The 15618-nt window shown below is 47.4% G+C and carries 13 protein-coding genes; 2 read left to right on the plus strand and 11 right to left on the minus strand.

The features are described from left to right. Positions 1-360: 360 nt before the first annotated feature. From smpB to BOCO_RS03470, 7 genes are all read right to left on the minus strand, one after another. Positions 361-837 carry an SsrA-binding protein SmpB gene (gene smpB, locus BOCO_RS03440; protein ID WP_094722685.1) on the minus strand — a complete coding sequence of 159 codons (477 nt, stop codon included), beginning with the start codon at positions 835-837 and terminating at the stop codon, positions 361-363. A gap of 124 nt (positions 838-961) precedes the next feature. Continuing rightward, on the minus strand, positions 962-2293 hold the full coding sequence (locus BOCO_RS03445) for a CHAP domain-containing protein (RefSeq protein ID WP_094722944.1): 1332 nt from the start codon (positions 2291-2293) through the stop codon (positions 962-964). A gap of 191 nt (positions 2294-2484) precedes the next feature. Continuing rightward, complete coding sequence (gene ftsX, locus BOCO_RS03450; RefSeq protein WP_094722686.1) at positions 2485-3408, minus strand: permease-like cell division protein FtsX; 924 nt, start codon at positions 3406-3408, stop codon at positions 2485-2487. Continuing rightward, positions 3405-4541: a cell division ATP-binding protein FtsE gene (ftsE, locus tag BOCO_RS03455; RefSeq protein WP_094722687.1), complete on the minus strand. Its 1137-nt coding sequence runs from the start codon at positions 4539-4541 to the stop codon at positions 3405-3407. Before ftsE ends, ftsX begins: the two co-directional genes overlap by 4 nt. 126 nt (positions 4542-4667) lie before the next feature. After that, the gene (gene prfB, locus BOCO_RS03460) at positions 4668-5792 is read right to left on the minus strand and encodes a peptide chain release factor 2 (RefSeq protein WP_094722688.1); all 1125 of its coding nucleotides are present in this window, start codon (positions 5790-5792) and stop codon (positions 4668-4670) included. Positions 5793-5964: 172 nt separating this feature from the next. Continuing rightward, positions 5965-6744 (minus strand): type I methionyl aminopeptidase, encoded by a 780-nt coding sequence (gene map / locus BOCO_RS03465; RefSeq protein WP_094722689.1) that lies wholly within the window; start codon positions 6742-6744, stop codon positions 5965-5967. 71 nt (positions 6745-6815) lie between these two features. Further along, positions 6816-7508, minus strand: coding sequence for an HdeD family acid-resistance protein (locus tag BOCO_RS03470; RefSeq protein WP_094722690.1), 693 nt, complete (start codon positions 7506-7508; stop codon positions 6816-6818). 189 nt (positions 7509-7697) lie between these two features. Here BOCO_RS03470 and BOCO_RS03475 point away from each other — a divergent pair, with 189 nt between their 5' ends. Further along, positions 7698-9782: a M13 family metallopeptidase gene (locus BOCO_RS03475; RefSeq protein WP_094722691.1), complete on the plus strand. Its 2085-nt coding sequence runs from the start codon at positions 7698-7700 to the stop codon at positions 9780-9782. Between the two features lie 27 nt (positions 9783-9809). Here the strand turns inward: BOCO_RS03475 and BOCO_RS03480 are convergent, their stop codons facing one another. Then, a complete protein-coding gene (locus BOCO_RS03480) occupies positions 9810-10229 on the minus strand; it encodes a single-stranded DNA-binding protein (RefSeq protein WP_094722692.1) in 420 nt (139 codons plus the stop codon). A gap of 308 nt (positions 10230-10537) precedes the next feature. Here BOCO_RS03480 and BOCO_RS03485 point away from each other — a divergent pair, with 308 nt between their 5' ends. After that, entirely contained in the window at positions 10538-11410 is an 873-nt protein-coding gene (locus BOCO_RS03485; RefSeq protein ID WP_094722945.1) for an exodeoxyribonuclease III, read from the plus strand. 143 nt (positions 11411-11553) lie between these two features. On the opposite strand, the gene BOCO_RS03490 is transcribed toward BOCO_RS03485, so the two are convergent. From BOCO_RS03490 to orn, 3 genes are all read right to left on the minus strand, one after another. Next, positions 11554-13371 (minus strand): proline--tRNA ligase, encoded by a 1818-nt coding sequence (locus tag BOCO_RS03490; RefSeq protein WP_094722946.1) that lies wholly within the window; start codon positions 13369-13371, stop codon positions 11554-11556. An 82-nt stretch (positions 13372-13453) separates the two neighbouring features. Beyond that, a complete protein-coding gene (locus tag BOCO_RS03495; protein WP_094722693.1) occupies positions 13454-14866 on the minus strand; it encodes a PIF1 family DEAD/DEAH box helicase in 1413 nt (470 codons plus the stop codon). 39 nt (positions 14867-14905) lie between these two features. Next, on the minus strand, positions 14906-15610 hold the full coding sequence (gene orn, locus BOCO_RS03500) for an oligoribonuclease (protein ID WP_094722694.1): 705 nt from the start codon (positions 15608-15610) through the stop codon (positions 14906-14908). Between the last annotated feature and the right edge of the window lie 8 nt (positions 15611-15618).

Genomic DNA, 15618 nt, shown 5'->3' on the forward strand with positions numbered 1-15618 from the left:
GACGAATCTAGTCAGCGACACTATACTCATTCAGGCAGGCCTCTGACCAGTGCTGATTACCTATCACTATCCTCTGCCGAACCATTCGTCTTCCAGTTTTTGACCTGCATAGGTATGCCACTCCGGCATACACTAGGTATTGTTGTGGGTAATGCCGTATCTGTATACGGTTATAGTGCCCCATGTTTTTAACCCAATAATCAGTGCAGTTCAAACATATGGAGATGATCCAGCTCGCTGTCTTCAAGAAATGAACAACTATGCAAGTCGTAAACATTTCATGTACGTAAGACAGGAATACAGCAAGCTCTAATGACGCTATTAACAAGCGTCCGGGTGCAGCTTGAGAACAGTCAACACTTATCCATGTAAGTTCTTGTATCGCATAGCCCTCTGAGCTTCGCGCTTATCTTGTTCCTCTTTTAAAGCTTGTCGCTTGTCATACTCATGTTTACCTCTGGCCAAAGCGATGGAAGCCTTGACCCTGCCATCTTTGAAATACAAACTCAGAGGCACAATCGTATAGCCCTTAGCCTCAGTTTGTCTGCTTAATTTGCCAATCTGCTTGGCGTGTAACAATAACTTACGCTTACGTTTGGGAGCATGATTATTCCAAGTACCGTTCAAATACTCAGGAATATTTGCACCCTCAAGCCAAACCTCACCTGCCCGATCGATCGAAACGAAGGCCTCGGCAAGGGACGCCCGGCCCTCACGCAGGGACTTAACTTCAGTACCTGTTAAGGCAATGCCAGCCTCATACTGATCTTCAATCACGTAATCATGACGAGCCCTACGGTTTTGGGCTATCACCTGAGTGCCTTCTTCTCTGGCCACTTCAGCCCCCTTCCATAGAGCACTTTTTGTAAAACCGCAACAGCTTGCAGTAGTAACCCTCTTAGACGATAGCAGAATGTTGCTCTGAATTCATATCCTTACGAGATGCATACGTGTTTTATATTTAGTAATGCACATACTGGTAGTTGCTAGCATTGTATATGACTTCAGCATATGGGAAGGTTGGAAAACCTGTTCCTCCCTCAGACACTAAAACAGAACCATCTGAATTAACGCGCTCAACAACAGCAACATGCCCATACGTAAGGTCAGCAGTCCAATTCGTCACTCGTTGCCCACGAGCAAACACCATTGCAGCGCCGACATGAGGTGTGTTGTTAACCAAATATCCTAGACTCCGACCTGTATCTGCCCATTGCGCGCCGTTACCCATATACGAACCGACCGGTAATCGTAACTCAGAACGCCGTAAGTAAGCCCACAAGGTGCACTGACGGGCAGGGTATGCCGAGCCACCTACCGTATTGCCGGTATTGTGTCCATAACAGAAACCAGACCCAGGTGGGCAGGAACCTGGAACTGCATAATTCATTCCCGATGCAGATCCACCACCGATAGGAGCATTAGGTCCTGGAGCAGGTACACTCGGTGCGGAGATTGGACCAGTTTGCTGCACCCCTCCTGTACCAGGAGTTGCTACAGCATTGACAGCAGATTGCTGCGCTGCCATAGCATCAATTTCAGATTTCATAGCAACGATATCTGCGGCTTCTCTAGCGCTCTGCGAAGATAAGCTTCCTTTTTGCGCCTCCAGTGCAGCTCTTACCTGGCTACCTTGATCCCGCAAAGCTGTGAGTTGGGTCTGCTTATCCTGAGCATCCTGCGCAGCACGCTGTGCTGCAGCCTCTTCCTGATCGGCCTGTTTTTTCAAGACCGCTATTTGTTGTTCAATAGCTTCAAGACGATCTTTACGATTCCTTGATGTGCTTATAGTACCCGCAGCATCATTAGCCGCGTTAGCTTGGCTACGAGACAAAGCCGCATCAGATTGCATCTTATCAACAAAATCTTGGGTTGACGCTGACTTAGTTACCACATCCATAACTGCTGATGCATCTGAACCATGGAAACTGTTCCGGGCCATTTGTGCCACTGCATCCTTAGCATCATCATATTCGATACCAGTTTGCTTGATTTTATCTTGCAACGTCTGTTTGTCTTTTCGAGCAGCTTCAAGCCGGTCATTGGTAGCCATAACCTGGCTCTTAGCCTGATCCAACCGTTGCTGGGACTGAGTTAAGGCCATCTGAGCTGCAGGAATCTGATGAGAATTCAAATCATCCAGAGCTTCGATTTGTTGCACTAACTGGGCATTGACTCCAGCAAGCTTACTTCGTAAAGCTTCATTATTGTTGACCTTCTGCTGATATTCACCCCATGTTACAGCCTGCGCAGGTTCATAATCTGTAACAATACTGACTACGCCAACAACCATAAAGGCGCAGCAAGATACCACAAATCCAACACCAGTGCGCAAGCGTCGTACTTGTTTCACGATGAATATTCCCTTTCGTCAACTACCTGTATGTAGGTATTCTATACAGCACAAGTTTCTATTGGTTGAAACATCCGCAATCTTTCCTCGAGATGCTCACTTCAACCTGGCAACTGTTGCTTTACTGAGTTTCACACTTGCAAATACCGTCGTAGAGAAATCGTGGATGCCAGAGCGGAAAGCAGCATAGCCCCTAAGATTAAGGCTGGAGCCATGATCCAAACAGTTGTCTGACTGATGTATGGCATCCACTGTACGGTCTGCGCTAGCCAGTCGGTCACAAATACCTTCACAATGGCACTCAGGGCAGCAACTGAAAGTACAGAACCCAAAAGTGAAGCTACCATGCCTTCCAAGATAAATGGCAATCTGATTGTCCAATTAGACGCACCAACGAGGCGCATAATCTCAGTTTCGTTTTTCCTGGAGGCAGCGCTTAGCCGAATAGTTGTACCGGTAAGAAGGATAGCCACCAAAACCATGACCGCAGCTAACACGACAGTTACAACAGTTGCACGGTTTAGTACACTAAAGACGGGATCGAAAATCTCTCTTTGATCCTGTACTTCTTCCACACCTTCACGACCTGTTAAGACCTCTGAAACCACTTGGTATTTGGTAGGATCAGTCAGCTTGAGCCGCAAGGAGTCCTGCATATCAGCAGCTGTGAGTGTACGTCCTTGGTAAGAACCATTAGGATACTGCTTGAGAAAAGTATTCTTATAAAAATCTTCCCGGCTCTCATACGCAATATTCGAGACAGACTTACCTAATTCTGAATGGATTGTGGACTCCAAATCAGCAATTTGTGTCTGCGAAGGTGCTTTCCCTGATGCACAAGAAGCAGCTTGACTAGCCCCATCAGGACATAACCAAACTACGACTTCTACCTGGGTGTACCAATCTCCTTTAGCTTTTGCAATCTGAGCTTGCATCAACCCAGAGGCACCGATAAAGAGGAAGGAAATAAAGGTAACAAGCATGACAGAGAGAATCATGGAACCGTTGTGCTTGAGGCTGTCCCAAGTGCCAGACAGGATAAATCTCAACCTCATAGCGCACCTTCTTCGTTCTTGCCTTGTTTCCCGCTGTCGCTGTTGGTCTCACCTTCAACATGACCTTGGCTACCCTGCTTATCTCCTGGCGAACCAGCAGTCTTTTTACCAATACGTGTGAAGTGTTCAGTTATAGGAGACGGAGCCGATGGTGCGTCTGGGGCTGGAGGCACAAATGTATCACTACCCCTGCGTTCAGCCTCCGCCGCTTCCTCTTCTAACCGTAAACCTTTACCCCATGTCAGAGTTTGTTCAACAGGAGCAAATACTTCTCCGTAGCGCCCGGTCCTGCCTGAGTGGACTGAAGAAGCCAATCGAGCAATGCCTTCGTTACTGAATTGAGTGTCTGTCATTACAGTCGACTGAGGGTTGCCAGTATGCAAAGGAGCTGTACCCAGAGCCTGTTGAGCCTTAGCCTCCACATCCGCATCTGGAAAGAACTTAGCTGAATCATATGAGCCATGCGCTTCATCTCGCATAATGTGACCTGAGTGAAGCTCGATAACCCTCTTACGCATAGAATTGACAATTTCTTCGTTATGCGTAGCCATGACAATAGTGGTACCTGTACGATTAATCGCATCCAGCACTTCCATAATGCCTAAGGATGTCGTTGGGTCCAAGTTTCCCGTCGGCTCATCAGCTAAAAGAATACCTGGATGATTCACATAAGCTCTCGCTAAAGCCACACGTTGAGCTTCACCACCTGACAGCTCATGAGGATAATTATTTTCTTTACCAGTCAACCCCACTGTCTTGAGCACCTGAGGAACCATAGTCTTGATGGTTGATCGACGGGCACCAATCACTTCCAACGTAAATGCGACGTTCTGCCAAACTGTTTTGTTAGTTAGTAGTTTGTAATCCTGAAAAACGAAGCCGATGGAACGCCGATACAGTGGTATCTGCCGGCTTTTTAATCGTCTGAGGTCATTGCCAGCAACACGAATCTCACCTTCAGTGGCCTCTTCTTCACGTAGAAGGAGACGTAACAGTGATGTCTTACCTGAACCTGAAGCACCTACCAAAAAAACAAAGTCGCCACGCTCGATATCGAGATTAATACCATCGAGAGCAGGACGAGAACCTTTTGGATAAATCTTGGTCACGTCTTTCAATGAAATCAGCGCCATGCCCTCTCCAATCCTTTTGCACTATCCAAAGATTTAGACTACATGAGTTATGAAGTAAGTCCACTCTTTTTCATGAGCTTACTCAGAAGTATTACTCTTGAATGTCAGGCACAGTAGAGGAATCTCCTACTGTGCAGTCTGCTCCTGCCTGCGCTGCTGGTGACGCCAGCGGATACCAGCTTCGATAAACGCATCAATATCACCGTCAAAAACAGCTTGTGTCTGAGAGGTTTCGTAACCAGTACGCAAGTCCTTAACCATTTGGTATGGATGCAAGACATAAGAACGCATTTGATCACCCCAGGAGGCTTTAATATCTCCTGCGAGTTCTTTCTTCTTCTTTGCTTCCTCTTCATGACGCAAGACCAGCAAGCGCGATTGCAATACGGCCATGGCAGCTGCTCGATTTTGAATTTGACTGCGTTCATCCTGCATAGTCACCACGATGTTAGTGGGTAAATGCGTGATACGAACAGCTGAATACGTAGTGTTAACACCTTGCCCACCCGGTCCGGATGAGCAATAGGTATCTACTCGAATATCCGAATCTGGAATATCAATATGGTCGGTAGGTTCAACCAACGGGATAACTTCTACAGCCGCAAAGGAAGTTTGCCTTCTACCTTGGTTATCAAAGGGCGATATACGCACCAAACGATGGGTACCACCCTCTACCGAAAGACGGCCATAGGCATAAGGAGCATTCACTTGGAATGTTGCAGACTTAATGCCCGCTTCCTCCGCATAGGAAGTATCCATAACTTGGGTCTTGTAACCATGCCGCTCTGCCCAGCGTAAGTACATGCGCAGCAACATCTGAGCCCAGTCCGCCGCATCAACACCGCCGGCACCAGAGCGAATAGTAACCACTGCCGGACGTTCATCATATTCCCCGTCAAGCAAAGTCTGAATTTCCATGTCAGCTAAATCTCTACCGATAGACTCAACTTCCTGCTGAGCCTCCTCGAGAGTTTCACTGTCGTTCTCTTCCCTGCCCATTTCTTCGAGAGTTTGGACATCATCTAAGCGGTCTTTTGCTGACTCCAATTTACGAAGTTGGGACTGCAAGCTAGAAAGCTTGCTAGTGACTTGTTGTGCATGTTCTTGGTTGTCCCACAGACCTGGCTGACTGGCCTCTTGTTCCAGTTCATCAATGCGAGCCTGTAAAACGTCTACATCGAGTGCCTTCGCAATCATAGTGTATTTAGCCTGAGCTTCGCCCAAGGCTTGAGTAAAATCAAATTCTGCCATTTTCTGCCATCTCTTTACAACTGCTGCTGTTTTTATCGTTGGTGAGAGACCTGATGTCAAAGATCGTGCTTGACGGCTATAGCGCTGAATTTGTTGTATATACTCATAGTGTTTCTAGTCTAACCAGAGCTGGCCCCAGACACACTGAAACCAGCTCTACTAAGGTCAGACTTTATTCATCTCTCGCGGTAAGGATGATAGGATCCCCTTCAGTGATCGCAATCGTATGTTCACTATGGGCTCCACGAGATCCATCTTGAGAACGCAGTGTCCATCCATCGTTGGGATCCTGATAAATTTCATCTGTTGTAGCCATAAACCAAGGCTCGATGGCAATCACCAACCCCGGTCGCAGCTTAAACCCATGGTGGGCTCTACCATCATTAGGCACTAATGGGTCACCGTGCATAACGTGACCTACACCGTGACCTCCAAACTCTACATTTACACTGTACCCTTGCTCATGGGCCACTGCACCAATGGCTGCGGAAATATCACCCAAACGGTTACCGGGCTTTGCCTGCGCAATACCAGCCTGTAAAGCATCCTCAGTGGCTTTGATAAGACGCAGGTCTTCGGGGTCAGCTTGCTCACCGACAACTAAGCTGATAGCCGAGTCTCCTACCCAACCATCCACATCAATAGCCAAATCCATGGATAACAAGTCCCCATCAGTGAGGGTGTAATCAAAAGGAACTCCATGAAGTACCGCATCGTTCACGGAGAGGCAAATATAGTGGCTGAAAGGACCCGTCCCAAAATCTGGAGCATAATCGACATAACACGAAGTCGCTCCCTTTCGGGATTCAATCTGCTGTTTGACATAATTATCAAGGTCTAAAAGATTAACTCCCGGCTTGGCCATATTCCGTAGATTGTTGAGGATGGACCCCACAAAGCGACCTGCCGGTTTCATCTGTTCAATCTCTTGTCGCGTTTTAATTTCAATCACTGATTGTCAGTCCTTTCACTCACGCAATCTGCTTCTCACTGTATGCGCTAGTACCCCCTGGCACTAAAACCTCAGCGTTGCTTTCCAAAAGTAAAAGCACGAATTAAAGAGGTAATACCCAACACCAGCAAGGCACAGCCACCAAATATAACAAGAACGACCGTGGAGCTCAAAGGATTGATGAGGACGAAAATACCGGCAATTATAGAAACTACTGCGCTGAATATAGCCCAACCACTGTGAGGTACTGCCCACGTTTCAGCAAGTGTCATCACACCTTCCATGATCCAGCCAATTCCCACAATCAAGGTGACCATCACCATAAGAGTAGAGGCTGAAAGAGTGGTGTTCTTCACCACGATGATTCCACCGATAGTCAACAAGAGCCCTACTATGATACCGAGAACTCTCCAACCAGTCGGCATACCCTGTGCCACAATAGAAGTAATCAACCGAACAAGCCCAGAAATAATGAAGTACACACCCAGTGCGACCGTGAAGACGATGAGCGTTTTACCGGGTACCAGCAAAAGGGCTAAACCAATAATGGTAGCTGCGGCACCTACAATTCCAATAACAGTACGAATGGCATTGACAGACCGGTGAGACAGTTCTTCTACGATTAAGCGGAAGGGGTCATTCACAGGTGTAGGCCCTTGATACTGAGCCTGATATGGCCCTTCATATTGTTGCTGCTGACCTTGTGGTTGCTGTGCATCTTGATCTTGATTGTGATTGTACTGCCCATACTCTGGCTCGCTCATAGTGTCTACCTCCAATATCGAAACGTAACAAACGCTTTCAGTCTATGCCCCCCAACAGAGCTAATACGCCAGTTTATGCAATAAATTGGTTATTATCCAATTTCTCTCGCAATGTAATTCTGTGATAATCCTCCAGTAACGAGTCGGCATCCTTGCAACAAACCCCATTAGGGTTTAGTCTCGAATAGTATGATTAACAAACAGCCCATGTCCGGCCTGGATCCGGCATCATTCTCTTCGGTTATCAGTCCCAAAGATGACCTATTCCGTTTTGTAAATGGACCGTGGATTGACACATACTCCTTACCAGCAGACCGATCTCGTTTTGGTTCATTTGACAAACTAGCAGAAAATGCTGAAGAACAGATTCGCGATATTTTGGAAGATCCGGACAGCCCAGCACGCAAGTCAGCTATCATATATCGGAGCTTTCTGGATACAGATTCTATTGAAGCAGCAGGCTTAACTCCAATACAATCCACTTTAGACCGCATTGATCAGGTATCGAACAAGATAGCTCTCACAGAGCTACTAGGAAGCTTAAGTCCCTTTGGAAGTCCTGACCTGTTCAACATGGGTATCTACGGCGATCCAGGCAACCCTAAAGTGAATGTAGTACATATGGAGCAAGGCGGTATTGGACTTCCTGACGAGGCTTATTACCACGAAGACCGCTACCAAACTATACGACAAGCATATATAGAAATGGTCTGCCAGATGCTACAGCTTGCTGGTTATGCACATAATGAGGCAGAGGCTCAAGAACAAGCTGAGCGTTTTATGAGCTTTGAGACCAAGCTTGCTGCTCAACATTGGGACAATGTATCTACTCGTGATGAGGACAGAACATATAACCCCACTAACTTCAGGGATTTACAATCTGCATTATCTTATTTTGATATCGAATCTTGGGCGCAAGCTTGGCAGCATTCATACAATGAGACAACAAGCGCTCAGTCTCAACCCGTCAACCTCCTCGACGCACTCAATCTTGTTATCGTCCACGAACCTAGTTTCCTAGAAGGTTTGAATGCACTCTGGAAGTCCACTGATATAGAAGATTTGAAGTTGTGGCTTCGTGTCCACACTCTTATTGGGCAAGCGTCGTACTTGGACCATAGTTTTGATCAAGCTAGTTTTAACTTCTATGGGAAAGTACTTTCCGGCACCACCGAAATGCGAGACCGTTGGAAGAGAGCTGTCTCTTTAGTAAACAACGTTTGCGGTGAAGAAGTTGGTATGGAATACGTTAAGCGTCACTTCCCCGAGTCCTCAAAAAATCGCATGGAAACACTTGTCACTAACCTGATAGCTGCATACAGAGCTTCAATCTCAACATCGGACTGGCTCAGTGAGGAAACTAAAAACAAAGCATTAGACAAGCTCCATAAGTTCGAGCCGAAAATTGGTTACACCAACAACTGGCGTGATTATAAGGCACTGCATGTGTCTTCAGATTCGAGCCTTGTTGAGAATATGAAACAGGCAGCCTTATACGAATCTGGCTATCAATTTGCAAAAGTTGGCAAAGCCGTCAATAAGGATGAGTGGCTCATGAACCCGCAAACGGTGAATGCATACTATGAGCCTTCGCTAAACGTAATCGTCTTCCCAGCAGCCATTCTACAACCTCCTTTCTTTAATGCAGACGCCGATGATGCCGCAAATTACGGTGGTATTGGATCAGTAATTGGACATGAAATTGGACATGGTTTTGATGACCAAGGAAGTAAATATGATGGCGATGGTCGCCTCAACGACTGGTGGACTAAGCAAGACCGGACCAATTTCGAGGAGCGTACTACTAAACTCATAAACCAGTACAACGCTTTCGTACCCCGGCAACTAGCGGATAAATATGCCGACAGCCCGGAATCTGCTCCACATGTGAATGGAGCATTGACTATTGGAGAAAATATCGGCGACTTGGGGGGTGTCAATATTGCACTCAAGGCCTATGCGTTTTCCATACAGGAGCGGGCTGGCAAAGCCCAGGATGCTTCAGATAGTGGCATTAAATCTGCCCTAGAACAAGCACCTGAAATAGATGGATTTACTGGATTACAGAGATTCTTCCTCTCCTATGCTTCTATCTGGCGTAACAAGCAACGAGACGAGCTAGCCGAACAGTATTTGCAAATCGACACACACGCACCGGCAGAATTTAGAACCAACGGTATCGTTTCAAACGTCGATCTGTTTTACGAAGCTTTTGACATCAACGATGAAGACAGAATGTGGCGCTCTCCTGACGAACGAGTGAGTATTTGGTAGATTCTTTTCTCTTCACAATATCTCTCATCAGAAGGCATCTGAACCTGCTTCAGATGCCTTCTGTTCTACCGAATTGTCAGCAATCTTAAGCCGCTGAAAGTGTGAAACTCCCAAATTTAAGTCATGCCCCAAACTATCAGCTTCAAGAATTAATGATGACTTAATGCTCCCATCTTTCGCCCATTCCTGTGTAACTAGCGAGCCAGTAACCAATACTGGATCTCCCTTGTGCACAGAACGAAGAACATTATTAGCCAAGGATTTGAATGCTTTTACGGTCAGCCAAGTAGTTGGCAATTCTCGCCAGGTCCCAGCTTTACCATCAAAATAGCCATCCGCTGAAGCTATGCGAAAACTACAAACCGGAGTCGATCCCTCCTGACCTATGCGTATAGGGTTCTTACCCACAAAACCTGCTATCGTTATTCGAGCCTGGTGTAACGTCATAATCAGTTCCTTTCCATCCGTCTTACCTTCATCCCCTAAGCCGGGTCTTGGGTTGGACCACTCGGGTTGAATCGGTCAGCTGAGAGCGTCTGCACAAGAAAAAACATACGCCACCAGTTCCGTGCGATTCAAACCCGGCGGTGAAACTATCATGCATCAGTACACGTTCAAAAAATACGCAACAGTTACAATGTGGTTAACTGTGTTTTTTGGTTTCAGATGTGGGCAAGACTACTTTGCGCAGGCTTCCACCATGCAACGAAGCCACATAGACTAGTGAATGAAAGATGTTTCGAGAGGACACAAGTATGGCTTACACGTTCATTTCATGGAATATTGATTCCCTCAACGCTGCATTGACTGGTTCCAGCGATCGTAGTGCACTTTCACAGACAGTTCTGGACAATATAGCCCAGACTAGTCCGGATGTGCTCGCTGTACAGGAAACAAAACTCAATTCGTCAGTCCCCAAGAAAACCGCTAACCTTACCGACCTCCTCTACCAGCGCTTTCCTGACTACAACATCGTATACAACACCTCTGAGCCGCCAGCCCGCAAGGGATATGCAGGCACAATGATGTTATACAAAAAGTCGTTGCCTACTCCCCAAGTCCAGTATCCTTCTATCGGTGCTCCTGAGCCCATGGATAGCGAAGGTCGAGTTATAACACTGGAGTTCCCGGACATGTACGTTGTAACTGTGTACACACCAAATGCAGGATCTGGTTTAGTTCGTTTGAGCGAACGCGGTCTGTGGGACGATTGTTTTCGCCAGTATGTACAAGGTTTAGACCAGTCGAAACCCGTTTTTGTTGGTGGAGATTTTAACGTGGCACATGAAGAAATCGATCTAGCAAACCCTGAATCAAACCATCATTCTGCAGGATTCACTGACGAGGAACGTAACAAATTCAGTCAACTACTTAGCGCTGGGTTCACCGATACCTTCCGCCAGCTATACAAGAGCGCATCTCCCACCTTCTCGAGTGAAGATGGCGAGCATAGCATCTACACCTGGTTTGCGCAACGAGTTCCAACCGCTAAAGCTCACAACTCTGGCTGGAGAATCGATTACTGGCTCGCTTCCGACCGAGTAGCAGACAAGATTACCGTATGCCGCCCGCTTGATACTGGTGCCCGCCAAGACCACGTCCCACTAGAGTTACAGTTTAGCCTGTAAGTGTTGTTAACTCAGTTTTTCTTGCAACATGATATCAACACAATTGTCCGGTTGAACCTTACGAAGGCAGAGCACATGTGATACACGTGTGCTCGTGTCGGAGATCACAAAAATTCTCGAACACGAACACCGTTGCGATTCATTCAAGCCAGAGCAGCAATCCTATTTGCTATGGTCTGAGCTGCTTCATCTACTGGAACTGAAATTGATTCAGAACCATCGCGATTACGGATTTCAATAGTGCCATTGTCGATCGTATCCCGTCCAGCTATAGCAATAAGGGGCATACCTAACAGCTCAGCATCCTTGAACTTCACACCAGGAGAGACCTTGGGACGATCATCGTATATCACTTCGATATCGCGTTCCTCCAGTTCTGCTACCACCTTCTCAGCAGCTTGGAAGGCTTCTTCCTTCTTACCAGTAGCGAGAACATGTACCTGTGCCGGAGCAATAGCCAACGGCCACGCCAAGCCCTTCTCGTCATGATGAGACTCAGCAATACAAGCCAGGACTCGCGAAACACCTATACCGTAGCAACCCATCCACACAGGGACAGCCTTACCATTTTGATCCAGAACTTGTAAGTCCAGAGCCTTTGAGTACTTGAGGCCAAGTTGGAAAACCTGCCCTATTTCTACACCACGTTCAAAGCTCAATGGACCCGAACCGTCTGGACTCATGTCCCCCTGACGCACTGCTACTGCTTCAACTGTGCCATCAGCTTCAAAGTCTCGTCCATAGACCGCGTTGAAAATGTGCATTCCATCACGATCACCGCCAGTAATCCACTGTGAACCTCGAGCAACATGTGCATCCATAAGATAACGCACTGGCTCAGAGATCTCCTCCTTCGCACGAGCTTGGGGTCCTAGAACCATAGGCCCAATGTACCCCTTAATGAACTCAGGATGAGCCTTCAGATCTTCCTCAGTAGCCTCCTCAATCTCGTAGGGCGCAAACTGTGCTTCCAAACGTTTCATATCTACCTGGCGGTCCCCGGGTAGGCCAATAGCTACGATCTCTCGCCACGGCATATCGTGGTTCTCATCTTCTGTACGCTTGACGGCAATGATCAAGTTCTTCAGTGTATCCGCAGCAGTCCAGTCTTCTCCATTCTTGCGGTGATGCAGAGCATTCGACTGGCTGACCAACTGGTCAATAGTACGAGAATCAGGGGTTTCTAAGGCTGTCATCTCTGGAATTCCAGAGCAGTCTATGTCCTCAACTTCTGGCGTGGTCAAAGCTTCAACATTCCATGCCTTTCCCGAAGGAGCTAGAGCAAAGGTATCCTCACCAATAGCCAGCGGTGCCAAAAACTCCTCAGACTCGGACCCACCCATCGGACCAGAAACAGCATGAACAATAACATATTTCAAACCAAGTCGCTGAAAAATGCGCTCGTAGGCTGTTCGCTCATTCTGATAAGCCTCTTGCAAACCTTCTTGATCAAGGGTAAACGAATAAGCATCCTTCATGACAAATTCGCGTCCACGAACCAAACCGGCCCGGGGACGGAATTCGTCACGATATTTGGTCTGAATCTGGTATAGGGTGACGGGTAAATCCTTGTAGGACGAATACATGTCCTTCACCAGAAGGGTAAACACTTCCTCATGCGTGGGAGCCAACAGATAATCTGCTCCGTGGCGATCCTTGAGACGAAAAATGTTGTCGCCGTATTCCTCCCAGCGATGGGTTGCTTCATATGGCTCTCGGGGCAGCAATGCCGGAAAATGAACTTCCTGTGCGCCAATAGCATTGATTTCTTCACGTATGATGTCTTCAACCTTGTTCAGGACACGCAACCCTAATGGCAACCATGTCCAAATACCAGGAGCAGCCTTGCGAATATAGCCTGCACGCTGGAGCAGCCGAGCTGAATCTACGTCTGCATCGGCAGGGTCCTCACGCAAGGTGCGCACGAAAAGGGTTGACATACGTAAAGCACTGGATTTCATAGCCTCAAGAATAAGTGCTTTCACAGACAAGAGAAAACACCAAGCGGGCGTCTCACACAGAGATAACCTATCTGATCTTATCTCAGAAAAGCCCACCTTGGCTAAAGTCGCTTCCATCAAATTCTTGTACACTCGAGTGTTTGCTGAAAGAACCTGCACCTTCACCTGCCAGCCGTGAGCATGCTGCTTTAGAATTTGCCCGTAAGTCAGCATCAAGGATGACAGCATCAGGCGACACTAAGAATGCATGTTCGTTGATACCGTCCAGATAGAGACCGTCCAGAGCTTCCACGCGAGAAAGAGCTACATAGCCCATTCCCGGTGCAAATGTCCGACGCAAATCCATGACAGCCCTGTCCAGCGTCATACCTTGAGACTTATGAATTGTGATAGCCCAGGCGCAGCGTAGGGGAACCTGGTTGACTGCCGCCAACACCACATCACCATCTGTCATCTCCCAAGCGGCAGGTTTCATGGTTACCGTATTACCGTTATCAAATGCAACAATTGGCCAGCCGCCTTGAGACTGAGGCATAAACCCCTTTACCTTACCAATAGAGCCATTGACATATTGATGGTCTGGGTCATTACGCAAGGCCATCACTGCGGCACCAGTCTTGAGCAGAAGTTGTTCAGGGGCAAGCATATTTTTCTTCAGGCGGTCTACTAATAGGGGGTCTCCAGACTGAGTAGCCGCATACTGATGAGCCTCCTCCCCTATTTGTCCAAGACGAAAATCGTTCAAACTGTCAGCTTGTTTATTGACCGGGAAAAGATGAACCGCTACTTGACCTGATTCAGGTTGAGTACCCACTCGACCTGCGAGCACATTGTGGTCATCTTGAGTAACAGAACCCTCTCGAATGTCGGTCAATACCGTTAATAGCTGGCCGTCATCTTGACGGTGCTGCTCGGTCAAATAGCAAATTACCGGATCCAACTCCTGCCACACTAATGACTCGGTCACAAAACCCTCAGGATTTCTTCCAGCATCTGCATAACGAGCACGCGACTCTTGAAACTCTGGGCTTGCCGCCAGCACATCAGTATTACGACCAGAACGAGACACCGGCGGCAACTGAAAGAAGTCACCAGAAAGAACGACTTGTAACCCACCAAAAGGTTCAGGACTGTGTCGAATAGACCGGCATGCCTGATCCACCATATCGAAGAGCCAAGCATGCATCATAGACACTTCGTCGATTACGAGTATGTCGGTTTTACCTATCTGCCGCTTGCGGCGAGACCGAATCCTCTTGAGAAGACTGTCGGTCATAACACTGGCTATGCCCACACCCGACCACGAGTGTATTGTTTGCCCATTGATATGAGTAGAGGCTATACCCGTAGATGCGGTGATAGCTACAGTAGCTCCTCTTTGGCGGGCAGTGTCAATGAACTCATTGAGAACAAAAGTCTTACCAGCGCCAGGTGCACCTGTAAGAAAAACGTTGGCACCAGCATCGAGAATATTGAGAGCTTCAGATTGCCGCATAATGTAATACTGTCATTGTAGAGCGCACATTCTGACAGCTTAATAGTCTTTCTTTTCAGGAGTAGAAGCATCCTCAATCGGCTGACCTTCTTGTTCGTAAGTACGCAAAAGAGAAGTCTGCTCAATCTGCTGCGCTCCAGCCTGGGCAGCGATCTCATCCGGCCCAGGTGTTGGCAAAAAGAACATATCACGGTAATAACGCAGCTCGTCAACTGACTCAATGATGTCAGCCAGTGCCCGATGCCCACCGTGCTTGGCAGGCTTATTCCTGTAGACAGCAGGGTACCAGCGACGTGAAAGCTCTTTCAAGGTAGACACATCGATGACCCTGTAGTGAAGGAGTTCCATCAGATTGGGCATATACCGGTCCAAAAACTTCTTATCCGATCCAACTGAATTACCAGCTAGATGAGCTCTGCCATGCGCCGGTAGGAACTGTTTTACATACGCAACAACCTGCCTCTGAGCCTCTTCCAGTCCTAATCCTTCTTTGTTCCATTCGTCAACTAATCCTGAGGAAGTGTGCATATTACGGACGAAATCGTCCATATGGGCCACAGCCGTATCAGAAGGTTTGATGACTACATCGATGCCCTTATCCAAAACTTTCATGTTAAAGTCTGTAGGGACAACAGAGACTTCGCACAACTCATCATGGAAAATATCCAGTCCAGTCATTTCGCAGTCAATCCAAATCATCCTCGATTCCTCGGGGGTGAACACTTCCTCATTTGTATCGCTCATCTATCTGC

It is taken from the genome of Bombiscardovia coagulans (genome assembly GCF_002259585.1).
Taxonomy (GTDB): domain Bacteria; phylum Actinomycetota; class Actinomycetes; order Actinomycetales; family Bifidobacteriaceae; genus Bombiscardovia; species Bombiscardovia coagulans.

Coding starts and splice junctions, on each gene's coding strand:
- BOCO_RS03445 (WP_094722944.1), bottom strand. CDS start 2,293: ATGGTTGTTGGCGTAGTCAGTATTGTTACAGATTATGAACCTGCGCAG.
- ftsX (WP_094722686.1), bottom strand. CDS start 3,408: ATGAGGTTGAGATTTATCCTGTCTGGCACTTGGGACAGCCTCAAGCAC.
- ftsE (WP_094722687.1), bottom strand. CDS start 4,541: ATGGCGCTGATTTCATTGAAAGACGTGACCAAGATTTATCCAAAAGGT.
- prfB (WP_094722688.1), bottom strand. CDS start 5,792: ATGGCAGAATTTGATTTTACTCAAGCCTTGGGCGAAGCTCAGGCTAAA.
- BOCO_RS03470 (WP_094722690.1), bottom strand. CDS start 7,508: ATGAGCGAGCCAGAGTATGGGCAGTACAATCACAATCAAGATCAAGAT.
- BOCO_RS03475 (WP_094722691.1), top strand. CDS start 7,698: ATGATTAACAAACAGCCCATGTCCGGCCTGGATCCGGCATCATTCTCT.
- BOCO_RS03480 (WP_094722692.1), bottom strand. CDS start 10,229: ATGACGTTACACCAGGCTCGAATAACGATAGCAGGTTTTGTGGGTAAG.
- BOCO_RS03485 (WP_094722945.1), top strand. CDS start 10,538: ATGGCTTACACGTTCATTTCATGGAATATTGATTCCCTCAACGCTGCA.
- BOCO_RS03490 (WP_094722946.1), bottom strand. CDS start 13,371: ATGAAATCCAGTGCTTTACGTATGTCAACCCTTTTCGTGCGCACCTTG.
- BOCO_RS03495 (WP_094722693.1), bottom strand. CDS start 14,866: ATGCGGCAATCTGAAGCTCTCAATATTCTCGATGCTGGTGCCAACGTT.
- orn (WP_094722694.1), bottom strand. CDS start 15,610: ATGAGCGATACAAATGAGGAAGTGTTCACCCCCGAGGAATCGAGGATG.